The sequence below is a fragment of the Qipengyuania seohaensis genome (genome assembly GCF_002795865.1).
In the GTDB taxonomy this organism is placed as follows: Bacteria; Pseudomonadota; Alphaproteobacteria; order Sphingomonadales; family Sphingomonadaceae; genus Qipengyuania; species Qipengyuania seohaensis.
The window spans coordinates 1,191,047-1,216,833 of record NZ_CP024920.1; the positions used below are offsets into that span (position 1 = coordinate 1,191,047).

General features: G+C 62.0%; 29 protein-coding genes and 1 tRNA gene. 9 read left to right on the forward strand and 21 right to left on the reverse strand.

The window, feature by feature from the left end; all coding sequences use genetic code 11:
- Positions 1-47: 47 nt before the first annotated feature.
- The 9 genes from CVE41_RS05795 to CVE41_RS05835 all read right to left on the reverse strand — a co-directional run bounded on the left by CVE41_RS05795 (position 48) and on the right by CVE41_RS05835 (position 7,897).
- Positions 48-176: a DUF2474 domain-containing protein gene (locus tag CVE41_RS05795; RefSeq protein WP_100259808.1), complete on the reverse strand. Its 129-nt coding sequence runs from the start codon at positions 174-176 to the stop codon at positions 48-50.
- Complete coding sequence (gene cydB, locus CVE41_RS05800) at positions 176-1,171, reverse strand: cytochrome d ubiquinol oxidase subunit II (RefSeq protein ID WP_100259809.1); 996 nt, start codon at positions 1,169-1,171, stop codon at positions 176-178. The genes CVE41_RS05795 and cydB overlap by 1 nt, the downstream gene beginning before the upstream one ends.
- Positions 1,171-2,613, reverse strand: a complete 1,443-nt coding sequence (locus CVE41_RS05805; protein ID WP_100259810.1) for a cytochrome ubiquinol oxidase subunit I — start codon at positions 2,611-2,613, stop codon at positions 1,171-1,173. The genes cydB and CVE41_RS05805 overlap by 1 nt, the downstream gene beginning before the upstream one ends.
- A 74-nt stretch (positions 2,614-2,687) precedes the next feature.
- The gene (locus CVE41_RS05810) at positions 2,688-4,445 is read right to left on the reverse strand and encodes a SulP family inorganic anion transporter (protein ID WP_198507735.1); all 1,758 of its coding nucleotides are present in this window, start codon (positions 4,443-4,445) and stop codon (positions 2,688-2,690) included.
- A gap of 15 nt (positions 4,446-4,460) precedes the next feature.
- Positions 4,461-5,618, reverse strand: coding sequence for an NAD(P)/FAD-dependent oxidoreductase (locus CVE41_RS05815; RefSeq protein ID WP_232725805.1), 1,158 nt, complete (start codon positions 5,616-5,618; stop codon positions 4,461-4,463).
- A 62-nt stretch (positions 5,619-5,680) separates the two neighbouring features.
- A complete protein-coding gene (locus CVE41_RS05820; protein ID WP_100259813.1) occupies positions 5,681-6,091 on the reverse strand; it encodes a TIGR01244 family sulfur transferase in 411 nt (136 codons plus the stop codon).
- On the reverse strand, positions 6,091-6,510 hold the full coding sequence (locus CVE41_RS05825) for a DUF6691 family protein (RefSeq protein ID WP_100259814.1): 420 nt from the start codon (positions 6,508-6,510) through the stop codon (positions 6,091-6,093). The genes CVE41_RS05820 and CVE41_RS05825 overlap by 1 nt, the downstream gene beginning before the upstream one ends.
- Complete coding sequence (locus tag CVE41_RS05830) at positions 6,507-6,968, reverse strand: YeeE/YedE family protein (RefSeq protein WP_100259815.1); 462 nt, start codon at positions 6,966-6,968, stop codon at positions 6,507-6,509. The genes CVE41_RS05825 and CVE41_RS05830 overlap by 4 nt, the downstream gene beginning before the upstream one ends.
- Positions 6,965-7,897, reverse strand: a complete 933-nt coding sequence (locus CVE41_RS05835; RefSeq protein WP_100259816.1) for an MBL fold metallo-hydrolase — start codon at positions 7,895-7,897, stop codon at positions 6,965-6,967. Before CVE41_RS05835 ends, CVE41_RS05830 begins: the two co-directional genes overlap by 4 nt.
- Before the next feature lie 72 nt (positions 7,898-7,969).
- On the opposite strand from CVE41_RS05835, the gene CVE41_RS05840 reads away from it, so the two are divergent.
- Both CVE41_RS05840 and CVE41_RS05845 read left to right on the forward strand, forming a co-directional pair.
- Positions 7,970-8,626, forward strand: a complete 657-nt coding sequence (locus CVE41_RS05840; protein WP_100259817.1) for a peroxiredoxin — start codon at positions 7,970-7,972, stop codon at positions 8,624-8,626.
- On the forward strand, positions 8,623-8,961 hold the full coding sequence (locus tag CVE41_RS05845) for an ArsR/SmtB family transcription factor (protein ID WP_100259818.1): 339 nt from the start codon (positions 8,623-8,625) through the stop codon (positions 8,959-8,961). The genes CVE41_RS05840 and CVE41_RS05845 overlap by 4 nt, the downstream gene beginning before the upstream one ends.
- An 87-nt stretch (positions 8,962-9,048) precedes the next feature.
- Here CVE41_RS05845 and CVE41_RS05850 read toward each other — a convergent pair.
- Positions 9,049-9,135, reverse strand: a tRNA-Leu gene (locus tag CVE41_RS05850).
- Positions 9,136-9,307: 172 nt separating this feature from the next.
- Between CVE41_RS05850 and CVE41_RS05855 the strand changes: the two genes are divergently transcribed.
- On the forward strand, positions 9,308-10,258 hold the full coding sequence (locus tag CVE41_RS05855; RefSeq protein WP_100259819.1) for a complex I NDUFA9 subunit family protein: 951 nt from the start codon (positions 9,308-9,310) through the stop codon (positions 10,256-10,258).
- Position 10,259: 1 nt separating this feature from the next.
- On the opposite strand, the gene CVE41_RS05860 is transcribed toward CVE41_RS05855, so the two are convergent.
- On the reverse strand, positions 10,260-11,126 hold the full coding sequence (locus CVE41_RS05860) for a dienelactone hydrolase family protein (protein ID WP_100259820.1): 867 nt from the start codon (positions 11,124-11,126) through the stop codon (positions 10,260-10,262).
- A 129-nt stretch (positions 11,127-11,255) separates the two neighbouring features.
- On the opposite strand from CVE41_RS05860, the gene CVE41_RS05865 reads away from it, so the two are divergent.
- A complete protein-coding gene (locus CVE41_RS05865) occupies positions 11,256-13,403 on the forward strand; it encodes a PQQ-dependent dehydrogenase, methanol/ethanol family (RefSeq protein WP_232725806.1) in 2,148 nt (715 codons plus the stop codon).
- On the opposite strand, the gene purU is transcribed toward CVE41_RS05865, so the two are convergent.
- Together purU and CVE41_RS05875 are read right to left on the reverse strand one after the other, a co-directional pair.
- Positions 13,404-14,258, reverse strand: a complete 855-nt coding sequence (gene purU / locus CVE41_RS05870) for a formyltetrahydrofolate deformylase (protein WP_100259822.1) — start codon at positions 14,256-14,258, stop codon at positions 13,404-13,406.
- A 146-nt stretch (positions 14,259-14,404) separates the two neighbouring features.
- Positions 14,405-16,048, reverse strand: coding sequence for a YadA-like family protein (locus tag CVE41_RS05875; protein ID WP_100259823.1), 1,644 nt, complete (start codon positions 16,046-16,048; stop codon positions 14,405-14,407).
- A 229-nt stretch (positions 16,049-16,277) separates the two neighbouring features.
- On the opposite strand from CVE41_RS05875, the gene CVE41_RS05880 reads away from it, so the two are divergent.
- Positions 16,278-16,604 (forward strand): MarR family winged helix-turn-helix transcriptional regulator, encoded by a 327-nt coding sequence (locus CVE41_RS05880; protein ID WP_198507736.1) that lies wholly within the window; start codon positions 16,278-16,280, stop codon positions 16,602-16,604.
- A gap of 63 nt (positions 16,605-16,667) precedes the next feature.
- Here CVE41_RS05880 and CVE41_RS05885 read toward each other — a convergent pair whose 3' ends face one another.
- Positions 16,668-17,684: an NAD(P)H-dependent flavin oxidoreductase gene (locus CVE41_RS05885; protein ID WP_100259825.1), complete on the reverse strand. Its 1,017-nt coding sequence runs from the start codon at positions 17,682-17,684 to the stop codon at positions 16,668-16,670.
- A gap of 39 nt (positions 17,685-17,723) precedes the next feature.
- Positions 17,724-18,515, reverse strand: coding sequence for a LytTR family DNA-binding domain-containing protein (locus tag CVE41_RS05890; protein WP_100261384.1), 792 nt, complete (start codon positions 18,513-18,515; stop codon positions 17,724-17,726).
- A gap of 158 nt (positions 18,516-18,673) precedes the next feature.
- On the opposite strand from CVE41_RS05890, the gene CVE41_RS05895 reads away from it, so the two are divergent.
- A complete protein-coding gene (locus CVE41_RS05895; RefSeq protein ID WP_100259826.1) occupies positions 18,674-19,201 on the forward strand; it encodes a DUF2306 domain-containing protein in 528 nt (175 codons plus the stop codon).
- Here the strand turns inward: CVE41_RS05895 and purT are convergent.
- Genes purT through CVE41_RS05905 form a run of 3 tightly spaced genes read right to left on the reverse strand, consistent with a single transcriptional unit; the run spans position 19,198 to position 21,921 of the window.
- The gene (gene purT, locus CVE41_RS05900) at positions 19,198-20,361 is read right to left on the reverse strand and encodes a formate-dependent phosphoribosylglycinamide formyltransferase (protein ID WP_100259827.1); all 1,164 of its coding nucleotides are present in this window, start codon (positions 20,359-20,361) and stop codon (positions 19,198-19,200) included. The genes CVE41_RS05895 and purT overlap by 4 nt on opposite strands.
- Positions 20,362-20,368: 7 nt before the next feature.
- Positions 20,369-20,644 (reverse strand): hypothetical protein, encoded by a 276-nt coding sequence (locus tag CVE41_RS14595; RefSeq protein WP_157799420.1) that lies wholly within the window; start codon positions 20,642-20,644, stop codon positions 20,369-20,371.
- Positions 20,641-21,921 (reverse strand): aspartate kinase, encoded by a 1,281-nt coding sequence (locus tag CVE41_RS05905; RefSeq protein ID WP_100259828.1) that lies wholly within the window; start codon positions 21,919-21,921, stop codon positions 20,641-20,643. Before CVE41_RS05905 ends, CVE41_RS14595 begins: the two co-directional genes overlap by 4 nt.
- A 53-nt stretch (positions 21,922-21,974) precedes the next feature.
- Between CVE41_RS05905 and ubiG the strand changes: the two genes are divergently transcribed.
- Positions 21,975-22,733, forward strand: a complete 759-nt coding sequence (gene ubiG, locus CVE41_RS05910; RefSeq protein WP_100259829.1) for a bifunctional 2-polyprenyl-6-hydroxyphenol methylase/3-demethylubiquinol 3-O-methyltransferase UbiG — start codon at positions 21,975-21,977, stop codon at positions 22,731-22,733.
- A gap of 50 nt (positions 22,734-22,783) precedes the next feature.
- Positions 22,784-22,951 (forward strand): hypothetical protein, encoded by a 168-nt coding sequence (locus tag CVE41_RS14600; RefSeq protein WP_157799421.1) that lies wholly within the window; start codon positions 22,784-22,786, stop codon positions 22,949-22,951.
- Here CVE41_RS14600 and CVE41_RS05915 read toward each other — a convergent pair.
- The 3 genes from CVE41_RS05915 to CVE41_RS05925 all read right to left on the reverse strand — a co-directional run bounded on the left by CVE41_RS05915 (position 22,945) and on the right by CVE41_RS05925 (position 24,749).
- Positions 22,945-23,292 carry an ArsC family reductase gene (locus CVE41_RS05915; RefSeq protein ID WP_100259830.1) on the reverse strand — a complete coding sequence of 116 codons (348 nt, stop codon included), beginning with the start codon at positions 23,290-23,292 and terminating at the stop codon, positions 22,945-22,947. The two genes, CVE41_RS14600 and CVE41_RS05915, sit on opposite strands and share 7 nt — an antisense overlap.
- Positions 23,293-23,411: 119 nt before the next feature.
- A complete protein-coding gene (gene ruvC / locus CVE41_RS05920) occupies positions 23,412-23,894 on the reverse strand; it encodes a crossover junction endodeoxyribonuclease RuvC (RefSeq protein WP_100259831.1) in 483 nt (160 codons plus the stop codon).
- A gap of 108 nt (positions 23,895-24,002) precedes the next feature.
- The gene (locus CVE41_RS05925; protein WP_100259832.1) at positions 24,003-24,749 is read right to left on the reverse strand and encodes a YebC/PmpR family DNA-binding transcriptional regulator; all 747 of its coding nucleotides are present in this window, start codon (positions 24,747-24,749) and stop codon (positions 24,003-24,005) included.
- Between the two features lie 239 nt (positions 24,750-24,988).
- On the opposite strand from CVE41_RS05925, the gene CVE41_RS05930 reads away from it, so the two are divergent.
- Complete coding sequence (locus CVE41_RS05930) at positions 24,989-25,699, forward strand: DUF4136 domain-containing protein (RefSeq protein WP_232725807.1); 711 nt, start codon at positions 24,989-24,991, stop codon at positions 25,697-25,699.
- Positions 25,700-25,787 lie beyond the last annotated feature (88 nt).

The window sequence follows — 25,787 nt, forward strand, 5'->3', positions numbered from 1 at the left end:
GGAAAGAAATTGAGTACTGCCTCGGCTCCATGCGCAGCCGGGGCAGCTCAGACCTTCAGCCAGAAGCGGATCACCATCGCCACCGCGCCAAGGATCGCGACGCTGGCCAGCCAGATCGCCGCCATCCAGGCCAGCCGTTTCCACAGCGGCGACTGCGGATCGGTAGGATCCGCCATCAGTGGTAGCCCTCGTCCGATACCTTGCCACGGAAGACCCAATAGGCCCATGCGGTATAGGCGATGATCAGTGGCATGGTGATCGCGACACCGACGAGCATGAAGATCTGGCTCCGCTCTGGCGCCGCGGCGTCCCAGATGGTGAGGCCCGGCGGCACGACATAGGGCCACATGGTCACGCCCAGTCCCAGCATCCCGAACAGGAATAGCGCGATGGAGAGCCAGAACGGCTTGCTGTTCCGGTCCGTGCCGATCGCTCGCAGCATCGAAACCGCGATGATTGCCGTGACGATCGGCACCGGCGCGACAAAGTAGATTTCCGGCGCGGTCAGCCAGCGTTCGGCATATTCGGCGTTGAGGAAGATGTTGTAGAGACTGACAGCCCCCATCAGAACGATCGTGGCGATTGCGGCACGAAGCGCGAGCCAGCGGGCATGCTTTTGCGCGCCGCCATCGAGCTTCCAGATCAACCACGTGCTACCGAGCAGTGCATAGCCTGCGACCACGCCCAGTCCGCACAACAGGGTGTATGGCGTCAGCCAGTCGAACCAGCTCCCGGCATAGGCCCGGTCGACCACTTCGACACCTTGCAACAGCGCACCGAGCGTCATGCCCTGCGCCATCGCGGCCACCAGCGATCCGCCGAAGAACGCTGCATCCCAGAACGGCCGGTGTGCCGGATCGCGCCAGCGGTACTCGAAGGCGACTCCGCGAAACACGAGGCCGAGCAGCATAGCAATGATGAGCGGATAGGTCGCAGGCAAGACGACTGCATAGGCCAGCGGGAAGGCGGCGAAGAGGCCGCCCCCGCCGAGCACCAGCCATGTCTCGTTACCGTCCCATACCGGAGCGATGGAGTTCATCGCCCGGTCCCGGCCCTGCCCTACCTTCAGGGTCGGGAACAGGATGCCGATGCCGAGGTCGAACCCGTCCATGACCACATAGGCGAAGACGGCGAAGGCGATGATAAACGCCCACATGACGGTCAGGTCCATCACACGTCCTCCTTGTCGGCAGGAAGCGGGTCGGCATGGCCCGGGTTCTGGGTCGGGCCCGGAGTGATACCGGCGGTGCGGATCGGCCCGGTATCACCGCGTTTGACACCCGCTTCGCCCACGTGTGGAACCTTGCCCATCAGGCGCAGGATATACCAGACGCCAACGCCGAAGACGGCGAAATAGACCAGGATGAAGGCCAGCAGCGATGCCGCCACAGCCGGTGCGTCCAGCGGGCTTGCGGCATCGGCGGTGCGCAGCAATCCGTAGATCACATAAGGCTGCCGCCCGACCTCGGTGGTGATCCACCCTGCCAGCACGGCCGCGAAGCCGGATGGTGCCATGACGAGCGCTGCCCGGTGCAACCAGGTCCAATCATAAAGCTTGCGGCGCCACCTCGCGAACAGGCTCCAAATACCGATCCCCAGCATGGCGAAACCGATCCCTACCATTACGCGGAAGGACCAGAACACCACGCCCACCGGCGGTTCTTCATTGTCCGGGATCGTATCCAGCCCTGCCATCGGTGCATCGAGATCGTGCTTCAGGATCAGCGAGGACAATTTGGGAATCTGGATCGCGTAGCGGACCGTCTTGGCCTCGCTATCGGGAATGCCGAACAGGATCAGCGGCGCGCCATCAGGATGGCTTTCGAAGTGCCCTTCCATCGCCATCACTTTCTGCGGCTGGTGCTCTAGCGTGTTGAGGCCGTGCATGTCGCCCGCGAATATCTGCAGCGGGGTCACGATGGCCGCCATCCACATCGCCATCGAGAACATCTTTCGCGCGTGCAGATTGGTGCTGTCCTTGAGCAGGTGCCATGCGCCGACCCCGCCCACGACGAAGGCCGTCGTCAGGTAAGCGGCCATGACCGTGTGCACCAAGCGGTACGGGAAGCTGGGATTGAACACGATGTCCCACCAGCTCGGCCCGGGCAGGAACTGTCCATTGGCAGCGATCTCGTAACCCGTCGGCGTCTGCATCCAGCTGTTCACCGACAGGATCCAGAAGGCCGACACGAAAGTGCCGAGCGCCACCATGCAGGTCGCTGCGAAATGCAGCTTCTTGCCGACCTTGTTCATGCCGAACAGCATGACACCGAGGAAGCCCGCTTCGAGGAAGAATGCCGTCAGCACCTCGTAAGCCATGAGCGGTCCGATCACGGGCCCGGCCACATCGGAGAAGACCGACCAGTTCGTGCCGAACTGGTAACTCATCACGATCCCCGAGACGACGCCCATCGCAAAGGCGATGGCGAATATCTTGAGCCAGTATTTGAACAGGTCGAGATAGATCTGCCGCCCGGTTTTCAGCCACAGGCCTTCGAGCACCATCAGGTAACTTGCCAGCCCGATCGAAAACGCCGGGAAGAAGAAATGGAAACTCACCGTGAAGGCGAACTGGATGCGCGCAAGCATCAGAGCATCGAGAAAGTCGAGCATGAAACGGCCTTACATCATTCGGGGCGACGGGAGCAGTCGAACAAACACAACGTAACTTGCCTTGGGCGCAACAATCAGATCATTCCGCGGGCGAGATAGTGATCCACCGGAGGCGGCGGTTCGCCATTGTCTTTCGAGACTTCGGCGAAGGCTCGGTCCTGAGAGAGGAAGACCTTGCCGTTCAATTCATCGAGAAAATGCGTGCGCTTCAGCCGGTCCATGACGGGGCCCTTCACCTCGGACAGATGCAGGCCGATCCCGCCGTCACCGAGGCGATGGTTGATCGCTTCGAGACTTTCGAGGCCGGAAGCGTCGATCTCGTTCACGGCGCTGCACATCAGGATCACGTGTCTGAGCGCGGGCCGCTCCGCGACACGCTCAAGCACATATTCTTCCAGCCAGCGCGCGTTGAGATAGGTCAACGCCTCGTCGATGCGGATCGAGAGGACATGCGGGACGGTGAAGACGGAATGCCGCTCGACATTGCGGAAGTGTTCGGTCTCCGGCACGCGCCCGACAATGGCCGCGTGCGGACGGCTGGCACGGTAGAGATAGAGCAGGAGGCCGACCGCTACGCCCGTAATGACGCCAAGTTCGACCCCGGCGATCAAGGTGACGGCGATGGTCGCGACATGCGCGGCAAAATCGGCCTTGGAATAGCGCCACAGCTGCCCCGGCGTCTTCATGTCGACGAGGCTCAGCACCGCGACGATGATGGTTGCGGCCAAGGTGGCAATCGGCAAGCTGAATAGCAGCGGCGTAAGGAACAGCGTCGCCAGCGCGATCCCGACGGCGGTGAAGGCTCCGGCAGCAGGCGTCTCCGCCCCGGCATCGAAATTCACTGCCGAGCGGGCAAAGCCGCCGGTCACCGGATAGCCCCCCGAAAAAGCACTGGCGATGTTGGCAGCACCCAGCCCGATCAGCTCCTGGTCCGGCTCGATGCGTTGGCGGCGCTTGGCGGCCAGCGTCTGGGCCACGGACACGCTCTCCACGAAGCCGATAATCGAAATGAGCAACGCCGGGACCCACAATTGCTGGATAAGCGACAGGTCGGTCGACGGCAGAGCGAACGGTGGCAGGCCCTGCGGGATCGCGCCCACGAGCTTTACACCCTTGTCGCCAAGGTCGAGCACGATCGCGGCCATGATCGTCAGCGCCACCGCGACGACCGGCCCGGCCTTGGCCGTCATGTCGGCGGCGCGCGCAGGAAGGCCAAGTCGCTGTAGCGCGGGTTTGGCGCCCTTGCGGACCCAGAACAGGAAGATCGTCGCCGGGATGCCGATGGCAAGCGTCCAGGGATTGGTTTCAGTGATCGAACTCGCCAGCGAACCGAGCATGCTTGGCCAGTTGTCGCCGCCGGCGGTAATGCCGAGGATGTGCTTCAGCTGGCTGGTTGCGATCAGGATGCCGCTGGCGGTGATAAAGCCGCTGATGACCGGGTGCGACAGCAGGTTCGCCAGGAAACCTGCGCGCAGCAGACCGAGAATGGCCAGCATGACACCGGACAGCATCGCCAGTGTGATCGCCGCCTCGAGATATTCCGCTGTGCCTTGTGCGGCCACAGCGCCCGCCGCGCTCGCCGTCATAAGCGAGACGACTGCGACCGGCCCCACCGCCAAGGTCCGGCTTGTGCCGAAAATGGCATAGAGAACAAGCGGCAGAATGGACGCATAAAGCCCGACCACCGGCGGCAATCCCGCCAGCAAGGCATAGGCGAGGCTCTGCGGAATAAGCATGATGGTCACGATAACCGCGGCCATCAGGTCATTGGTCAGGATCGACCGGTTATATGTCCGACCCCATTCGAGGATCGGCAGGTAACGCGAGAGCATCAAGCAGGTCCCTCGTTATTGGGCGATCAGCCCGCCGGGTCCGGCAAGCCATTCACGCCCCTTGAGCATGCCGTTCCAGTAGATCCACGGCAAGACGTCTGCCTTGAGCATCCAGGACAGGCGCTGCGGCTTGGTGCCGTCGATCAGCCATGTCGGGAAGCTGGGGGCGAGCTTCCCGCCGTAGCCGAATTCGGCCAGCACGATCTTGCCGCGTTCGACCGTAAGCGGGCACGATCCATAGCCGTCATATCCGGCGGTCGGACCCTTGCCGTCCAGCTGTCGCAGGGCGTTCACAGCCACCACGGGTGCCTGCTTGCGGGCGGCGGCGGCAGTCTTGGCATTGGGGGCAGAACAACCGTCCCCCAGTCCGAAGACATTGGGATAGCGCACATGCTGCAGGGTGTGCTGGTCGACATCTACAAACCCGCTTTCTGCCGCCAGCGGACTGTCCGCCACGAACTGCGGCGCGACCTGCGGCGGAACGACATGCATCATGTCGAATTGGCGGGTAACCTCGCCATCCTCAGTGGCAAAGGTCGCCACTTGGCCGGGTCCGTCCACGGCGACCAGATTGTTGCCGAGCTTGAGAGCGATGTCGTATTTCTCGACATAGCTCATCAGCGCAGGGACATAGTCCTGCACGCCGAACAGCACGCCGCCTGCGTTGCAGAACTCGACTTCGATATCGCCAAGGTTGCCGCTGCGGCTCCAATGGTCGCAGGACAGGTACATCGCCTTTTGCGGCGCGCCTGCGCATTTGATCGGCATGGGCGGCTGCGTGAAGAGCGCCCTGCCCGACTTCATACGCTGCACCAGTTCCCACGTGTAGGGAGCCAGGTCGTAGCGATAGTTGGACGTGACGCCGTTCTTTCCGAGAGTAGCCTCAAGGCCTTCGATCTTTTCCCAGGCGAGACGAATGCCCGGCGCCATGATCAGGACATCGTAGACGATTTCGGTGCCGTCCTCGAGTTTAACGAGGTTGTTTTCGGGCTGGAAGGACGCGGCGCGCGCCTTGATCCAGTTCACACCCTTCGGCAGCACGCTCGCAGTCGAACGTCGTGTCTGTTCCGGCTTGAAGACGCCCCCGCCGACCATGGTCCAACCGGGTTGGTAGGCATGGAAGTCGGAGGGCTCGACGATGGCGATGTCGAGATCCGATCGCCTCCGCAACATGGAAGCAGCCGTGGCTATCCCCGCAGAACCCCCGCCTATGACAACGACACGGTGGGATTGTTTCATATCAGCTGTCCTTCAATCGCGGATAGATCGTAGCCGGCGGCGTTGGCCCGCCGAATGCGTTCTGCAGGGCTCACGCCATCGGGATCGGCGAGAGTATCGAGCGTGATCGAGCGAGTACCGGTCCTGCAGTATGCAAGGATGGGACCATCGGTACCGCGCCTTACCGCGCGGAAAGCCGCCACGGCACCGTCGGGGAAATTGCCGCCGGAAACGGGGATATGGTGGAAGGCCATGCCCTGCTGTTCGGCAGCGCGCCTGATGGCCGCCACTTCGGGCTGGCCTTCTTCCTCGCCGTCGGGCCGGTTGCAGATCAGCGCGACGACACCCCGCTCGTGCAGCGCAGCAACGTCTTCCGGCCGAATTTGCGCTGCGACCGCGAAATCAGGGGTCACCTCGAAAATTTCCATCACGCGTTTCCTTCGACGAGTCGTACCACGAACATTCCCGCAAGCATCGAGACGACAAAGATGGCGGCACTCACCGGTTCGATGACAAGCGCTGCAATACCCGGCCCCGGGCACAGACCTGCGATGCCCCAGCCCACGCCGAACAGCGCAGACCCGCCGATCAGACGCGCGGTGAGATCGCTGCGATCCGGCAGCGAGAATTTCTCCGCGAAAAGCGGGTGAGCCATGTGCTCGCGGAACCGCCAGGCGATAGCCATGACGATGACCGCCCCGCCCATGACGAAGGCCAGTGTCGGGTCCCAGTCGCCGAATATGTCGAGGAACCCGCGCACGCGTGCAGGGTCGGTCATACCGCCCAGTGCGAGTCCGGCTCCGAACAGCGAACCGGATACCAGCGGCGGAAGGAGGCGGCGCATCATGGGAGCACCTCCAGTCCGAGAGAATTCATGATCGCCACGGTCGCGATGCCGGCCGCCATGAAGGTAAGCGTCGCAACGATGGACCGCTGCGAAAGGCGGCTCACACCGCAGACGCCATGGCCGCTCGTGCAACCGCTACCCAGGCGCGTGCCGACCCCTACCAAGAGACCGGCCACGATCAGGAATGCGGGACTGGCAAAGCTGGGCGCCATTCCGCCGGATGCAGCTGCAACGATCGCTGCACCGATTGGCAAGCCCAGCAGGAACATCCAGGCGCTCGATTTGGACATGCCGCTATCGCTTATGCCCGTAGCGCGCGCCGCGATGCCGGAAACCCCTGCTATGCGACCGGCGCCCAGAAGCATCAGTGCCGCTGCCAGGCCGATCAGGATTCCACCGATCAGCCCGTTCATCGGAGCGGCGTCGGGAAATGCGGAAAGTGTAAATGCGGCGATCATACGGCGTTCACCGGGATCTTGATGTAGCTGACGCCATTCTCTTCGGGCTCGGGCAACCGGCCACCGCGGATATTGACCTGCACGGAAGGCATGATCAGCGTGGGCATCGCCAAGGTCTTGTCACGTGACGTGCGCATCTCGACGAATTCGTCCTCGCTCACGCCGTCCTTCACATGGACGTTCTCGGTGCGCTGCTGGCCGACCGTGGTTTCCCACGCATATTCGTCACGCCCCGGCGCCTTGTAGTCGTGGCACAGGAACAGCCGCGTCTCGTCGGGAAGCGATAGCAGCCGGCGGATCGACTGGAACAATTGCCGCGCATCACCGCCCGGGAAGTCAGCCCGTGCCGTCCCGAAATCAGGCATGAATATGGTGTCGCCGACAAAAGCCGCATCGCCGATGATGAACGCCATGTCGGCTGGCGTATGGCCCGGAACGTGGAGCGCAATACCCTCGATCTCGCCCAGCCTGAAAGTCTCGCCATCGGTGAAGAGATGGTCGAACTGCGATCCGTCACGTTCGAAATCGGTCCCGGCATTGAACAGCTTTCCGAAGACTTCCTGCACGCGGACGATCTCCGCACCGATCGCCAGCTTGCCGCCTAGCTTCTCCTGCAGATACGGCGCAGCCGAAATGTGATCCGCATGAGCGTGGGTTTCGATGAGCCACGTCACTTTCAGATTATTAGAAGTGACGTATTCGATTATCCGATCTGCAGATCCATAGGAGGTTCGCCCGGCGGCAGCCTCGTAGTCGAGGACCGAGTCGATGATCGCCGCTTCGCAGCTAATCGGATCATGCACTACGTAGCTTACCGTATAGGTAGCCTCGTCGAAAAAACCTGCAATCGAGGGGCGGAGGGCTTTTTCTGCCCGAGCGCGATTGATCTGATCGGTCGCGGCCTGTCGGGCCTTATCAGCGTCAGCCATTGCTAAACTCCATTGGTTACGTAAATTGTGTATATGTATTGCATTTGCAGAGTCAAGTGCTAGAAGGGTCCCATGAGTGCAGACACATCCGTACCGCAGGCGGTCGCAGGGCTCCGCATCGGCGATTTGGCACCGGACTTCGAGGCGCGCAGCACGACCGGACCTGTGCGGCTGAAGGAATTCCGCAAGCGCTGGCTCGTCCTGTTTTCACATCCGGCCGATTTTACTCCGGTATGCACGACAGAGTTCGTAGAACTGTCCCGCAAAGCGCAGGAGTTCGAACACCGTGATTGCGCCCTCATGGCGCTCTCGGTCGACAGCCTTTTCTCGCACTTCGCATGGCTACGCATGATCCGCGATCGCTTCGGAATAGAGGTGCGCTTTCCAATCGTGGAAGACCCCACGCTCGTCATCGGTCGCGCGTTCGGGATGGTCGCACCACAGGACAATGACAGCGCCACGGTCCGATCGACCTTCTTCATCGACCCCAGGGGCGTGATCCGGGCAATGACCTGCTACCCGGCGAACATGGGTCGCTCGATCCCCGAAATGCTTCGCATGCTCGATGCCTTGCAGGCGATCGACGCACAGGATGGACTGGCTCCGGCCAACTGGACACCGGGCCAGCCGCTCCTTCGGCCGCCGACCCACGATCTCGATGAGGTCTTCAAGTCTCCGGGCGAGACGGACTGGTTCCTTCGCGACGCGCCCACCGAGGACAAGGCATGAGCGAAGATGCCCCGATCGAGGAACTCAAGGCGATAGCCCACCCGCTGCGTTTCCGCATTTTGCAGATCTTGAAAGGTGGTGAACTCAACGTCGGTGAGATCGAGCAATATTCCGGCATCGGCCAACCCGCCCTGTCGCAGCAACTCGGCGTATTGAGGAAAGCCGGACTGGTCGAGACGCGCAAGGAAGCAAAGCTGGTCTACTATAGCCTCGATGCCTCTCGACTCGCCGAGTTGGGCGAACTGATCGGCGGCAACAATGGAGAGGCAGTCGACCTGCCACGAGACCGCCGCTCCGCCGCACCGGGCGTCGCCAATTTTGCACGACTATCCTGAACCGCGAACCACATCGCAGCCATATCCTGATAGAGCGACCACGATGCCACGTCACACATCGCCCCGAATTCCGTAACTTTAAGAAAATGGTGCCCAGAAGAGGACTCGAACCTCCACGCCCTTGCGAGCGCCGCCACCTGAAGACGGTGCGTCTACCAATTCCGCCATCTGGGCACACTTTGCATGACCGGTCATCTTTCGCCGGTCCGCAGGTAGGAGCGGGCCACTAGCGAAGGGGGGCGATTCTTGTCAACTGCAATCGCGTTCCTTGGAACGCTTGCAGGCACGCGCAGGTTGTGGCTAGGGGCGCAACACGAATTTCAGACCGGAAAAGACAGGCATCGAAATGGCAAAAGACAGCGCACTGAACGGCAAGCTGGTAGTGCTGATGGGCGGAAGCGGCTTCATCGGCAATTACGTGGCGCAGGCGCTGCTGGAGCGCGGCGCTCGCGTACGGATCGCCAGCCGCAATCCGGAAAAGGCATTCAAGCTCAAGCCTCTCGCCAACCTCGGACAGATGCAATTCGCCCGCTGCGATGCGACCAACCGGCGCAGTGTCGAACAGTGCATCGAAGGCGCCGATGCCGTGGTCAACCTGGTCGGCTCGTTCGAAGGCAATCTTCGCACGCTAATGGGCGAGGCCCCGGGCTGGATGGCCGAGGCCGCAGCCAAGGAAGGCGCGAGCGCATTCGTCCATATCAGCGCAATCGCTGCAGAGCCCGACGAGGACACCTCGAACGACTATGCAGCGGCGAAATGCCTCGGCGAAAAGCGCGTGTTCGAAGCCTTTCCAAATGCAACGGTGCTGCGCCCCTCCATCCTGTTCGGCAAGGACGACAATTTTCTGAATATGTTCGGGAAACTGATTTCCACCTTCCCGGTCTTGCCCGTCTTCGGACCGGACGCGGAACTGCAATTGGTCTATGTCGACGATGTCGCCGAAGCCGTCGCGCGGACCCTCGAAGACCCGGAAAAGCACGGCGGCAAGACTTTCGAGCTGGGCGGTCCGGAAACGCTGTCGATGCTGCAAATCAATCGCCGTATCGCCGAAGCGCAGCGCCGAAATCGCACTTTCCTGCCGGTGCCCGATCCGCTCTCGGCAACCTTCGCCGCTCTGCCGGGCACACCGATGAGCAGCGACCAGTGGGACTTGCTGGCGCAGGGCAACACGGTGTCAGGCGATTTTCCCGGCTTCGCGAAACTCGGGATTGAGCCCAAGCCGCTCGGCCTGTTTCTCGACAAGTGGATGACCCGCTATCGCAAGCACGGCAGGTTTGCCGAACGCCTGAGCGCGTAGGCTAGAGAGCCTCTTCGTAAAGTACCAGCAGCCGGGCCCATGCTCGCTCTGCCTGTTCCTGGTCGTAGGCAGGGGAATCCGGCACGCACCATCCATGGTCGGCCGGATAGACTTCTATTTCGGTCCGGTTATTCACATCCTGAGCGGCGGCGCGCAGCGCTGTTTTCGCTTCCGGCTGCTTGGCATCGTCGTCCTGCGAAATGGCGATGAGATAATGGCCGTCATCCTGGAGCAGACGGTGGGGGCTGAACTCGCTGTCTCGTACCAGGCCGCCCCCGTGAAAACTTGCACCGGCGGAAATCATGTCCTCCGACCATGGGCCCAGCACGGCGAAGTTGCCGGTCATGCAATATCCCTGAACGCCGACACCCCGATTGGGTTCGACCGCGGACTGTTCCTGGAGCCATGCGGCGCAAGCAGCATTGTCGCGCGAGATTGTTTCATGGTCGAAACGGGCCCGCCAAGGTTTCACCTTGTCCCAACCACCGTTCCCGGCAAAGTCTGCAAAATCCTCGAACTGCTGACCGGAAACATCGCGATAGTAGGGATTGGCAAGGAGAACTGCGTAACCGGCCTCTGACAGGCGGATGGCCATGAGGCGCTTGGCCGGCCTGATGCCGGCGATATCGGGCCATAGAATGACCGAAGGATAAGTGCCGCTGGAGGGATGGAAGAATTCCCCGTCCATGGTCCCGTCAGGAGTCGTGAAACTGACCGAGCTGCGCATGATGATGTTCTCCGCCGCGTCATCGCCTGCCGGCTCCATCGAGGTGCAGGCAGCTGCCGTGCCGGCGAGCGCCCCGGCACCGAACGTCCGCCGCGAGATTCCGCTCTGCGCCCATTTGGCCAAGCGTTCCTGATCACACATTGCAGTCTCTCCTCTACCCCGTCCGCAGCCTAACCTAGACCAGTCCTCCCGATGGACAAGGCCCAAGATCGAAGGCAGGATGCAATCGGGTTGAGCGGTCAGAAAAGACCGATGAGGGAGAGATTAGCGATGAAATACGGTTTGGCGGCTGCGGCCGCGCTCCTGCTTGCGTCGTGCAATTCGGCGGAGCCCGAAGGCGGCATTGACGCGATGCGCCTGGTCAATGCGGATCAGGACAGTGCAAATTGGATCAGCCACGGACGAACCTATTCCGAACAGCGCTTCTCCCCCTTGGACCAGGTCAGCCGCGAAAACGTGTCCGATCTCGGCCTTGCCTGGTATGTGGACATGGATACGGCGCGCGGTCAGGAAGCAACGCCGCTCGTCATGGATGGCAAGCTCTACGTGACGACCGCGTGGAGCAAGGTCTTCGCTTTCGATGCCGCCACCGGCGAACCGCTGTGGAGCTACGATCCGCAGGTCCCCGGCGAAACCGGCGTCAAAGCATGCTGCGATGTCGTGAACCGCGGCCTCGCCGCCTGGGGCGACAAGCTATACCTCGGCACGCTGGACGGGCGGCTTGTCGCGCTCGACCGGGACACCGGCGCCGTGGCGTGGGAAAAAGTCACGGTCGACCAGTCTCAGAGCTACACGATTACCGGCGCCCCCCGCGTCATCGACGGCAAGGTCCTCATCGGCAATGGCGGTGCGGAGTTCGGCGTGCGCGGCTACATAGCGGCCTATGACGCGGCGGACGGCGATGAGCTGTGGCGGTTCTATACCGTGCCCGGCGGCAAAGGCGGCGAGGAGCCGGAATATCTGAAGAAGGCCGCCGCGACCTGGAGCGGCGATGTCCTCGGCAGCGAGGACGGCATCGGCGGCGGAGGCACGGTTTGGGATTCCATGGCCTACGACCCCGACCTCGACCTGCTCTATTTCGGGGTCGGCAACGGCAGCCCGTGGAACCGCGCCTACCGCAGTCCCGGCACCGACGGAAAAGGCGAGGGAGACAATCTCTATCTCTCCAGTATCGTCGCCATCCGGCCCGACACGGGCGAGTATGTGTGGCACTACCAGACCACGCCTGGGGAGACCTGGGATTACACCGCCACGCAGCACATCATCCTCGCCGACATGGAGATCGACGGGCGCGAGCGGCAGGTGCTGATGCAGGCCCCCAAGAACGGCTATTTCTACGTGCTGGATCGGGCGACAGGCGAGTTCATCTCTGCGCAGCCCTATATCCCGCAGAACTGGTCGACTGGAATGTCCGATGATGGACGTCCCATCATGAACCCGGAAACGCGGGTCGATATTACCGGCGAACCTGCGCTCGTCATGCCCGGCCCGCTCGGTGGGCATAACTGGCACCCGATGGCATATCACCCCGACGAAAACCTCGTGTATATTCCGGCCTTCGAAGCCGCGATGCTCTATTCGCCCGAAGCGAACTGGAAACCCGACCGGGCACGCGGCTTCAATGTCGGATACGATTTGGCCGCAGGCGACCTGCCGCCAGACCTTGGCATCCGGCGCGAGGTTCAGGGCACGATCAGCGGCAAGCTGCTGGCCTGGGACCCGGTGGCGCAAGAAGTGCGCTGGGAAGTCGAACATCCCGGACCGTGGAACGGCGGGCTTCTGGCGACCGGCGGCGGACTGGTATTCCAGGGCAACTCGGGAAGCGAATTTGCCGCATACAATTCTGCCACGGGCGACAAACTCTGGAGCTTCGCCGCGCAAACTGGGGTGGTTGCACCGCCGATGACCTATACCGTCAATGGCGAGCAATATGTGGCCGTGCTAGCAGGCTGGGGCGGCGCTTTCGCACTGTCGGTGGACGGTGAACTTATCGACCAGATGAAGCCGGTGCGAAACGTCAGCCGCCTACTGGTTTTCAAGCTGGGCGGACAAGAGCAGCTTCCTGCCGAGCCCGATTTTGCGCTTGCACCGCTCGACCCGCCGCTCTCCAAGGCGAGCGCCGGGACCATCGAGCTTGGTCGCACGAAATACGCGCGCTACTGCGCCGTTTGCCACGCCCCCGCGGCCGTGGGTTCGACCGAATTGCCCGATTTGCGCCGCTCCGGTGCGCTCGAAAATCCGGCCACCTGGCTGCAGATCGTCCATGGCGGTGCACTGCAGGATAACGGCATGGCAAGCTTTGCCGGTTCGCTCTCCGAGGACGAGATCGAAGCCATTCGCCAATACGTCATCAAGCGTGCCAACGAAGACAAAGCGATGGAAGCCGAGCGCGCGAAAACGCGAGTGGCGAAACGCTGATCAGCTGCGGAAAACGACCGTTCGCTTCCCATTGAGCAGCACGCGCTCTTCAAGGTGGAGGCGGACGGCTTCCGCCAGCACACGGCTTTCGATTTCGCGGCCTTTGCGCACGAGTTCGTCCGGTTCATCGGCATGGCTGATCGCTTCTGCGGACTGGTGAATGATCGGGCCTTCGTCGAGATCCGCGGTGACATAGTGCGCGCTTGCGCCGATCATTTTGACCCCGCGCTCGTACGCTTGGTGATAGGGCTTCGCGCCCTTGAACCCGGGAAGAAACGAATGGTGTATGTTGATGCAGCGCCCGGCGAAATGAGATGCCTGCTCGTCCGAAAGGATCTGCATATACCGCGCAAGCACGACTAGTTCTGCGTCGCATTCCTTCGCGATCCTGCGGACTTCGGCCTCCTGATCCGCCTTCGTTTCGCGGGTTATGGGCAAGTGATGGAAGGGTATCGTGCCGAGATCGGTATGCCCGATCGCCTCGCGCGGGTGGTTGGAGATGATCGCCACCGGCTCCATCGGCAATTCGCCGATGCGCCAGCGGTAAAGAAGGTCGGCGAGGCAGTGGTCGAACTTGCTGACCATCAGCAGCACCCGCCGCGGCCGATCGCGCAAGGCGAGTTTCCAATCCATCGCGAACTCGTGTGCGACTGAAGCAAAGTCTCCGCGAAGCTGCTTGCGTTCTGTGGCACCCGGATCGAACTCCACCCTCATGAAGAAGGCATCCGAGCCGCGATCGTTGAATTGCTGAGCCTCAAGGATATTCCCACCCCGCTCGAATAGGAACGAGGCGACGCGGGCCGTAATACCAGGGCGATCCGCGCAGGACAGGGTCAGGACGAGTGGTTCGGACATGGTTCGCTAAATGACCGCGACCCTCTCGCAGGACAAGCTCAACTTCCTCAGCGGTGTCAAAGCCACGCTTTCGTGCAAAAGAAAAACGGCCCGGAGATCGCTCTCCGGGCCGTCTCGGTGTAAACAGCCAATCGGGCTGTCAGGAGTTACCAGCCGAAGATGATGCCGACACGGCCACCGACCTTGCCGTTCTTGTTCAGGCCGCCGCCGATACCGGCAGTGATCGCAACCTTGTCGCTGACACGGATGCCGGCGTTGGCTGCGATTGCATTGGCACCTTCGTAGAAGCCGCCTGCAACCGACAGGTTGAAACGCGTGTCGGGCAGGAAGCCCATGCCGCCCAGCGCGATCGCGGTAGCGGTCGAGCTGGAGATACGGTCATCAAGCTGGTCGATGCGTGCTTCGACGAGACCGACGCGACCACCAAGACCGTCGATCTGCGTCTGCAGAGCGGCGTCGCCAGCGATACGGGCGTTTTCTTCTGCAGTCAGCTGATCGAGCAACTGGGCGTCGGCAGCGGCACGCGCTTCCGATTCAGCGACGATCGCATCGGCGTTCGCGGTGATGCGCGTGTCGTATTCGACCAGCGTTTCTTCGACGACCGTGATGCGAGCCGAGTTGTCGGCGATGTTCGCAGCATTGGTCGCGATGTCGGCGGTGTTGGTCGTGATACGCTCTTCGTGATCGACCAGAGCAGCGATGACTTCGACTTCGCTGTTCGTCTCATCAGCGCGCGGGTCGCCGAGAAGAGCCTGCGAAGCAGCAGCGATCGCAGCGTTCTGATTTTCGGCAGCCGGGACGAGAACGTCCTGAGCACGTGCGTAGGTGTTGGTCGCATCATCGAGAGCATCGAACTGTGCCTGCTCCACAACAGCCTGGTCGGCAGCTGCGGTCGCGTCGTTGCTGAGCGTGTTGAGGCCCGAAGCGTCGGCAGTGTAGCCAGCGTCGGTGATGGCGTCGACGAAGTCAGTGTTCGAAGCGAGCGAGGTGTCGAGTGCCGTGAGGGCATCCGAGAAGTCGTCGCTTGCAACTACAGTCGCGTCGGCTGCGGCATTGAACGCGGTCTGTGCGGCGGTCAGGTCTGCAGCGGCATCGTTGGCAACCGCCAGCGCGTCAGCACGGTCTGCCTCGGCAGCATCCAGAGCGAGCTGTGCGTCGGCGCGATCGGCCAGAGCGTCGTTCAGAGCTGCGAGGTTCGCAGTGGTCTGGTTGGCGTCATAGTTTGCCTGCGCGGTGTCGACAGCATCCTGCGCGTCCGACAGATCGGTCTGCGCAGCGCCGAGAGCGACGTTGGCGTCGGTCAGGTCGTCAGCAGCCGCATCGAATGCAGTCTGCGCATCGGTCTGGGCGGCCAGAGCTTCCGCTTCGGCAGCCTGAGCGGCTTCGAGTGCAGCTTCGGTCGTAGCAACATCTTCGAAAGCGGCGAGGTTGTCGTCGGTCAGCGTGGCTTCGACTGCAGTCTGATCTGCTGCAAGCGTATCTGCCGCATCGTTCGCAGCATCGAGTTCTGCCTGCGCAGTTTCGACTTCGGCGTCGGTCGGAGCGGTCTGTTCGATCTTGCTATCGAGATTGTCGTAGGCTCCGTCGTTGATACCCGCATAGCCATAGCTACTTGCGAGATAATCTTGGTCGCCCGGCTCGAAGCAGGAAACATTGCCCGATGCATCACGGAAGCAAGTTTCGTCCGAAGCCTGTGCCGCCGCGGGCGAAGCAACAAGAAGCGCGCCCCCTGCGACGCTGGTCATCAGGCCGGCAACAGCTGCACGACCCGCAATATTCATAGTACGCATAAAGTAACCCCTCAAAAGGTATTTAACATTTATCAAACCAGGCGATCCGAGGACCCAGTTGACGTGGAGCTACGCGATTTGTAGGGGCATTCATAACGCTTTTGAGGTCTTATATTATATATACAAGATACACTTGTAGGCGTTTTATTCATATAATACTTGTTGTACATAATGGTTGGCATCTCGCAGTTCTGCGAATGCTTGGGGGTCATGAATAGTTTCTAGGCGAGTGGCGGCTTTACTGTCGCGAATCGCGACAGGCGGGCAAGTGCAGAAATTTTTAGAGAATTTTTCGAACGAGTTCGGTCGTTCGGGGGTCGAGGTTTTCACTATTGAGGGCAGGATTATTATCCATCTTCTCAATAATGGCAGCTCGCGCATCAAGGAACTGTTGCACGCCTCCGGCTCCTCGTATCGCGGATTCTACCTTGCGATCGAACGGCTCAAGGCCAAAGGTGTAGTGACCGCCGACATCGACCCGAACGACCGACGGGCGCGCCTGATCCGGCTCAATGAAATCCCCGAACAACTCGGCTTGATGGAGGTTCAGTGCTGATCGCGCAGGAATACACTCAATCGATCAACGCCCTGGATTAACCGGGCGCCGGTTCTGCCGGTATCACCTGCGCGACAAAGCCTCTTCGCTCTGCGCCATGAGCTTGTCGATGATGTCCGCGACAGGCTCTTCCGCCTTCAGCATTCCGACCGACTGGCCCGCCATAAGGCTTCCGTTCTCCACGTCGCCATCGATGACCGCACGGCGCAGCGCACCGGCCCAGTAATGTTCGATCTGCAGTTGTGCTTCTTCCATCGCGATTTCTTCGCGATCAAGTGTGCCGGCGACTTCCCGCTGCTTGGCAGTAAATTCTTCGGTGCCCTTGTTCTTCAGCGCTCTCACCGGGATGACCGGCAAGCGTGCGTCGACCTGGACACTCGCCACGGCGTCACGCGCATTGGCGCGGAAGAAAGCCTTCTTGAAATTGGGATGAGCGATGCTTTCGCTGGCACAGGCGAAGCGAGTGCCGAGCTGGACGCCGGCCGCACCCATTTCGAGATATCCCGCAATCGCCTGGCCCCGGCCGATGCCGCCTGCCACGAAAATGATGTGCTCTTCGGCCAGTTCCGGCAGCATTTCCTGCGCCAGTACGCTGGTCGATACCGGACCAATATGGCCACCCGCTTCCATGCCCTCGATCACGAGCGCGTCCGCGCCCGAGCGCAGGAGCTTCTTCGCCAACGCCAGCGTCGGCGCGAAACAGATCACCTTGGCGGGGTTGGCGCCGCCCTTGATCGCTTCCACGCTGCCCTTGGGCGGAATGCCACCGGCCAGCACGACATGGCTGACCCCCGCCTTGTCGCACACTTCGATCAGGTCGAAGAGTTGCGGGTGCATGGTGATGAGGTTCACGCCGAACGGCTTCTCGGTCAGCTTTTGCGTCTCGGCAATCTCGGTTTCGAGCAATTCGGGCGTCATCGCACCGCATGCAATAACGCCGAAGCCACCGGCGTTCGATATGGCGGAAACGAGGTTCCGCTCCGACACCCAGCTCATAGCGCCGCACAGGATGGCGGTTTCGGATCCGAGGAAGTCGGCGCCGCGCTGCATCAGGCGGTCGGTCTTGGGATGGCTAGTCATATGGCGCGCTTAGGGCCGCGCGAACGCTACGGCAAGCGGCTACAGCCAGCCGGCTGCCTTGAGATCGTTTGCGCGGTTACGCGACACCGGTGCTTCGAGCCCGCTGCTGAGCACCAGCCGGAGGTTGCGCCCATCACGCTTGACCTCCTCCACGGCATCACGGGCAACCCACCAGCTGCGATGTGTCTGCAGGCCTTCGATCTCGTCCAGTTCTGTTATGGCATCGCCCAGACGCATGAGGACCAGTTCGCTGCCAAGACCAGTATGCGCGCGGACGTAGTGGTCCTCCATTTCCAACGCGAGCAGGTCGGTCCCCAGGTGGACCGGCAAGCGGTCGAAGAAGCGCGAAGGTCCAGTCTCCGGCGCTGGCGCTGCAGCCACCGGGACTGGCGGCGACGGCGCACCTCCAGTGCCTCGCTGGCCAAGAGTAAAGAGGGCGGTGATCATTCCTCCTACGACGGTTACGTAGAAATAATGCGCCATGGCTGCGGAGAGTGAAGGCACGCGTATGGTACCGGGTAGCTGGGGCAGCACCCATACGAGTACCGACATGAAAGCGGAGGCGAGCAAGACCCCTGCGATCCGCAAGGCCCAGACAGGCAGCGCCAGCGCCGGTGCGATCCGCTGCGCGACGCCGTCAATGGGGGCATAGAGCGCATAACCGACATAAGCGAAGCCGACCCAGACAATGAGACGCAGCGCCAACGGCTCGCGGAAGCTTCCAAACGGTCCGATCAAGGCAAGAACGACGCCAATGGCGCCCATTGCGGCGAGATCGATCAGAAGCTTACGCAGGCGCGCTTGACGCTCAGTGAGTTCAGCGTGTGCCATTGCGCGCCAGATTACTGCCCATTCGCGTTTCGTAAAGTGGCAAAGCCCCGTAAATCCGCGCATTTCACGAAACGCCTTGCCACTTCGCGCAAGCGCAGTTGCGGGCGAATGGGCACGCGGCATTCTCGGCATCGAGCAGTGACAAACGGAGACTTTCGATGACCGCCCATTTCGCCAACTCGCAATCCAAACCAGCTGGCTTCGACCTCGACCAGATGACCCGCCGGATGGTGGTGGCAATTGGCGGCGCAATGACCGCGATCTGCCTCTACGCCATCGGGCGTGCTCTGCTGGGGATGACGCCGGACCTGCCGCATCTCAAGAACATCGCACTGGTCATCCATATCACGACAGTCATTCCTTGCCTTCCGCTCGGAATGTACCTGCTGTTGGCGCGCAAGGGTACAGCGCGGCACAAGCAGCTCGGTAAGATGTGGGTAGCGCTTATGGTCATCACCGCGACGTCCACGATCTTCCTCTACGAGGATTTCCGCTTCTCGTGGATCCACATCTTCGTGCCGATCACATACCGCGCAGCGTGGTTGATCGTCAGCACGGCGCGCAAGGGCGACATCGTCCGCCATCGCAAGGAGATTATCGGCCTCTTCTTCGGCGCGCTGATGATTCCTGGTATCGCCGCTGTCGCGATCCCCGACCGTCTGATGAATGTAATGATTTTCGGCTAGTCGCCGTAGACGATGCGGACCTTGTGGGCAGCGTCGCGGGCCTTGCGGCGGGCTTCCTCGGTGTCGCCCGCGGTCGCAAGCGCCACGCCCATGCGGCGGTATGGACGGCTCGTAGGCTTGGCGAAAATGCGCAGGTCCGTGCCGTCTTCGGCCAAGGCGTCCGCCAGCCCTTCGTAGGACAGGTGCTCGCTATCCTTGTCCGCCAGGATTACCGCGCTGGCCGACGGGCGAGCGCGCAAGGCAGCGGGCACCGGCAATCCCATAATGGCCCGTGCGTGGAGGTCGAACTCTGTCAGGTTCTGGCTGACCAGGGTCACCATTCCCGTGTCATGCGGACGGGGACTGAGTTCGGAGAAGATCACTTCCTCGCCCTTAACGAAGAACTCCACCCCGAACAGGCCGTTACCACCCAGCTCGTCGACCACGGTGCGCGCCATGTCCTGAGCCTTGGCGATTGCCGCGTCGCTCATCGGCGTGGGTTGCCAGCTCTCCTGGTAATCCCCGCGCTCTTGCCGGTGGCCGATCGGCGGGCAGAAGCTCACGCCATCCTTGTGACGGATGGTCAGGAGAGTGATCTCGTAATCAAAGTCGACGAACTGCTCGACGATAACGCGGCTGCGGTCGCCGCGCATATTGGCGCAGGCGTAATCCCAGGCCGGCTCGAGCCCATCGTCGTCGCGGACCGTGCTCTGGCCCTTGCCGGATGACGACATCACCGGCTTGATGACACAGGGAAAGCCCGTGTGCCTTGCCGCTGCGCGCACCTCGTCGAGGTTCTTCGCATAGCGGTATTTCGAGGTCACGAGACCGAGATCGTGCGCCGCGAGGTCGCGGATCGCATCGCGGTTCATGGTCAGCTGCGCCGCCCTTGCCGAGGGAACGACGTTGAAACCCTCTTCCTCAAGTTCGGCAAGGACCGAAGTGCGAATGGCCTCGATCTCGGGGACGATGTAATCCGGCCGGTGCCTCTCGGCCGCGTCGCGCAGCTTCTCGCCATCGAGCATCGAGAAGACCTCGCGCGCATCTGCCAGTTGCATCGCGGGTGCATCGTCATAGGCATCGCAGGCCACGACATAGGCCCCGAGGCGCTTGGCGGAGATGACGAATTCACGGCCCAGTTCCCCGGAGCCGAGAAGGAGGATCTTTGCGGTATGGCTCATTTCACAGTCACCTGTTGCGGCGCCCTCCCCCACCGGGCCAGCGCGAATTACGGCGCAGTTGGTAATGGAAGACGAGCGCGGTGACAAAGGCCGCGACGAACATGAGAATGGCGGCCACGCCGATCTCTTCCATCACCTCCCGATTGCTCGCTTCCGCATACTCCCCGCCTCGAAACCGGAGCAGGACAGCAATCACTCCCGCTCCGCAAAACACCGCATAGGCCCGCCAGGTGCTTCGGACGATGGCGCTCCAACCGTCAGCTACCTTGCGGAATCTGCTCACGCAGCCTCGTCGTTGGCATCCAGACCATAGGCGGTGTGCAGCACGCGCACGGCCAGTTCGGTCTCGTCTTCATCGATAAGCACGCTGACCTTGATCTCCGAAGTCGTGATCGCCTGGATGTTGATCCCGCGATCCGCGAGCGCCTTGAACATGGTGCTGGCGACGCCGGCGTGGCTTTTCATCCCTACACCCACGACGCTGATCTTGGCGATCTTGCTGTCGGTGATGAGCCGGTTGAACCCGATGTCATCGCGCTTGTCTTCCAGCAGCGCCTGAGCCCTTGCAAGGTCGGCCTGCGGGACGGTGAAAGTCACGTCGGTCTCACCCTTGTCGCGGCCCACGTTCTGGATGATCATGTCGACATTGATCGCCGCCTTGGCCAGCGGATCGAAGATATGCGCCACCGCGCCCGGCTTGTCGGGAACGCGGGTGAGGATGATCTTGGCCTCGTTCTTGTCATGCGCGATGCCGGTTACGTGCTGGCGTTCCATTTCGCCCTTCTCCACCAAGATATTCATTTCCTCTTCCGACACGATCATCGTGCCGGGGAGTTCGTCTGCCGGGATGGCGTCGTCGCCCACGAAGCTGGAGAGGACCTGCACGCGCACGCCCTCCTTCATCGCCAGGCCGACGCTGCGGGTCTGGAGGACCTTGGCCCCCACGCTCGCCAGCTCGAGCATTTCTTCATAGGTCACGGCCTTGAGCTTGCGAGCCTTGGCCACGATCCTCGGATCGGTCGTGTAGACGCCGTCGACATCGGTATAGATATCGCACCGGTCAGCCTGGACTGCAGCGGCGATCGCGACTGCGCTGGTGTCCGATCCGCCGCGGCCCATGGTCGTGATACGGCCGTCTTCCGAAACCCCCTGGAAACCCGGGATGACGGCAATCTGTCCGGCTTCCATCGCCGAAGTGAGAGCTTCGCCATCGATCGCTTCAACCCTCGCCTTCGCATGCGCTTCGATGGTGCGGACCGGAAGCTGCCAGCCGAGCCAGCTGCGGGCGTCGCAGCCGAGCGATTGCAGGGTGAGAGCGAGCAGTCCGCTCGTCACCTGTTCGCCGCTGGCAACGACGACGTCGTATTCGGCAGGGTCGTAGAGGGGGTTCGCTTCACGGCAGAAGTTGACGAGACGGTCGGTCTCGCCCGCCATCGCGCTGACGACCACGGCGACCTGGTTGCCACCGGCAGCCTGTTTGCGCACGAGGTTGGCGACGCGCCTGATGCGCTCCGTCCCCGCCATCGAGGTGCCGCCGAATTTCATCACGATACGGGCCAAGCGGATGTCTCTCCGTGCTGGAATGCGTGGGCTATGGCTGCTAGCCACCCCTCATGAGTGATGCAACAACCGACACGCCAAGCAATACTTCAGGCGCCCAAACGATCCGGCCCGAAGAGGCCGCACATTTCGGCAGACTGGCTCGGGACTGGTGGGACCCGAAGGGCTCGTCGGCCATGCTGCACAAGCTCAACCCTGTGCGCCTCCAATTCCTGCGCGATGCGATCGACGTCCACTGGGCCGGCGATATCCGCAATGCGAGTCCGCTCGCCGGCAAGAGCGCCCTCGACGTCGGCTGCGGCGCAGGCCTGCTGTGCGAACCGCTGGCGCGCATGGGAGCGCAGGTTACGGGCGTAGATGCGGCGCCCGAGAACGTTGCTGCGGCCAGCGTTCATGCCGAGGGCGTGGGCCTCGACATACGGTATATGGCGGGCGAGATCGGATCGCTCGATATTGGAAAATTCGACCTCGTCACCGCAATGGAAGTGATCGAGCATGTGGCCGACAAGGCCGCGTTCGTGCGCGAGCTGGCAGCGCGCCTTTCCGACGACGGCCTCATGGTCCTCTCCACTCCCAACCGCACCTCCCAATCGCGCCTGTTGATGATCGGCGCGGCAGAGGGTCTGGGCATGATCCCCAGGGGCACCCACCACTGGGACGACTTCATCACGCCCGATGAGCTGCGCGACCTATTGTCCGAGGCGAGTCTTTCCATGGGCGAGCCGCGCGGGATCGGGTTTTCCCCGATGAAAGGCCTCCACCTCAGCGACGACACGGCGCTCAATTACATCGTCACCGCACGCAAGGCCTGAGACCCGCCGTTAACCCGATCTTTAGGATAGGCGGGTAGGCTCGCGTGATCATGATCAAGAAACTCCTCCTCGGCGGCGCGATCGTGCTTGGCCTGATTTACGGATCGGGTAGCAACCTCGGCGCGGTCAAGCGCCAGATCACCGGCACGGCGAACGACAATGCACGCTCTGTGACGCAGGGCGACAATGGCGGCTGGAGCAATTCCAGCGGCTATTGAAGCGCTGCCGCCCAGTCCTCTTCCTTGAATCCGACCAGTACCCCGCCCGCGTGTTCGACAACGGGCCGTTTGATCATGCTCGGGTGCTCCGCCATCAGCGCGATCGCCTTTTCCCGGTCGATATCGGCCTTGGCTTCTTCGTCCAGCTTGCGAAAGGTGGTGCCGCGCTTGTTGAGCAGCACTTCCCAGCCCACCGCGTCCGACCATGAGGCGAGCCTCGCCGGATCGGCTCCTTCCTTCTTGTAATCGTGGAAGTCGTAATCGATCGTCTGCGCGTCGAGCCACTTGCGGGCCTTCTTGACGGTGTCGCAATTGGGGATGCCGTAGAGCTGGATGGTCACGAGGCTTATCCTACAGAGTGGAACACATGGAACACGGTCCAGGCGGGAATTCCACCGGAGGCCGCAAAGCGCCGTGATCCGGCGGTTTGGTGGGGATTGGGCGCGCTCATCCCACAGGCCTAGCGCGAGGGCGGCGTGTAGGACAGGTGCGCATCGGCAATAGCGACTGCCAGCGCGTCGGCAGCATCGGCGCCGGCCAGTTTTGCGCCTGGGAGGAGCACTTTCAGCATGGCCTGAACCTGCGTCTTGTCGGCCCCGCCGGTCCCGACGACCGCCTTCTTGACCAGCCGCGCAGCGTGTTCGTTCACATCCAGCCCTGCGCCGCCGCAAGCCGCCAGCACAGCGCCGCGCGCTTGCGCGAGCTTGAGGGTCGACTGCGCGTTCTTGTTCGCGAAAACCTCTTCCGCCGCCGCCCGATCTGGGTCGTATTCGGCAATGACGGCTTGGATCGAGGTGTGCAGCAGCGACAGCCGCCGTACCATCGGCGCCTTGGCATCGGTCGGAATCTGGCCGTTCGCGATATGCATGATCCGGCTGCCTTCGACGCGGATCACGCCCCATCCCGTGCAGGACAGCGAGGGGTCGAGACCGAGAATCAGCACGGCGTCACAACCCGATCATCCAGCCGAGCCGCCAGGCAATCGCCAGCAGGAATGCGCCGCCCAATACGATCCCGAGGATCCATTCGCGCAGCTTCACCGGATAACCGATCAGGCGTCCAGCTTGGCCATGACCTCGTCGGAGATTTCGTAATTGCCCCAGACGGTCTGGACATCGTCGTCATCGTCGAGCGTGTCGATCAGCTTGAGCAGGGTCGATGCACCCTTCTCGTCCATTTCGACCGTGATATTGGGCTTCCACGCCAGCTTGACGTTTTCCGCCTCGCCCAGCGACTTTTCGAGGTCGCCTGCAACCTGATGGAGATCGTCGGCTGCAGTCCAGATTGTGTGACCTTCGGCAGTGCTTTCGATATCTTCCGCACCCGCTTCCATCGCGGCTTCGAGGACCTTGTCCTCGTCACCGACGCTGGCGGGATATTCGATCAGGCCAAGCCGTTCGAAGCCGTGCTGGACGCTGCCTTCGGTGCCGAGGTTGCCGCCGTTCTTGCTGAAAGCGGTGCGCACGGCGGTGGCGGTGCGGTTGCGGTTGTCGGTCAGCGCTTCGACGATGATCGCGCTGCCGCCTGGGCCATAGCCTTCGTAGCGCACTTCTTCGTAATTCTCGCCGTCGGTGGCCGATGCCTTGTCGATCGCGCGCTGGATATTGTCCTTCGGCATCGACTGGCTCTTGGCGGCGTTCACCGCCAGGCGCAGGCGCGGGTTCATGTCCGGATCGGGCATGCCCATCTTTGCCGCCACGGTGATTTCGCGGCTCAGCTTGGAAAACAGGTTGGAGCGCTTCTTGTCCTGCGCGCCCTTGCGGTGCATGATGTTCTTGAATTTGGAATGGCCAGCCATGGCTCGTCTCTGCCTTACGCAAAATGGGATTAATCGCGGCGACCCTTAGCCGCGTTGAGGGCACTGCGACAACCCTCCAGCGGGATGCAACATAAGTGAATCCGGCCATTCAAAGCCGGTTCATGGCCTTTGGTATAGAAGTTGCTCTATTCACTGGCAGATTGTCTTGGGGAAAGGCAGACTGCCCCATGTTTCCCGTTTGGTGTATATGATCTGCCAACGCGTGAAAGGACCAAGCTATGACTACCCGTAAACAGGGAATGGGGCGTAAGCTGAAGCTGGCCTCCGTACCGATGATCCTCGCAGGCCTCGCAGCCTGCGCCACGCCTGCCTTCAAGGCCGACGTGACCCGTTTCGAAACCAAGATGCCCGCCCCGACCGGCGAAAGCTATTTCGTGGTCGCAGACGATCCGGCACTCGCCGGCGGTCTGGAATTCTCGATGTACGCCGACCAGGTCGAAGCGCAGATGGAGCGCTTGGGCTATGCGCAGGCCGCATCGGCTGAAGACGCGAGTCTGCTGGTGCGGTTTGACTACGGCGTCGATAACGGGCGCGAGCGTGTCCGCACGACCGGCTTCCACGACCCGTTCTACTCGCCGTGGTACGGCTATCGCGGGCACCTGGGCTATGTCCGTCCGCGCTACTACCGCACCCGCGACGGCCGCATTTTCCGCACGAGCTATTACGGCAGCAGCTGGGGCTACGGCTTCAACGATCCGTGGTTCGGTAGCCCGGAAGTGCGCAGCTACACGGTCTATACAAGCGGCATCGACATGAAGATCGACCGCGCGGCGACGGGTGAGCGCCTGTTCGAAGGCAAGGCGCAGGCCCTGTCCACCTCGAACCGCCTGCAGTACCTGGTGCCGAACCTGGTCGAAGCCATGTTCACGGACTTCCCAGGCAATTCGGGTGAAACCGTACGCATCTCGGTCAAGCCGGAAGACCGGTAAGTGCCCGATCGCATTGAAGCGGTATATAGATGAACTGGAAAGGGCGGCTCGGCGACGGGCCGCCTTTTTTCTTGCGCTTTCCGAGATG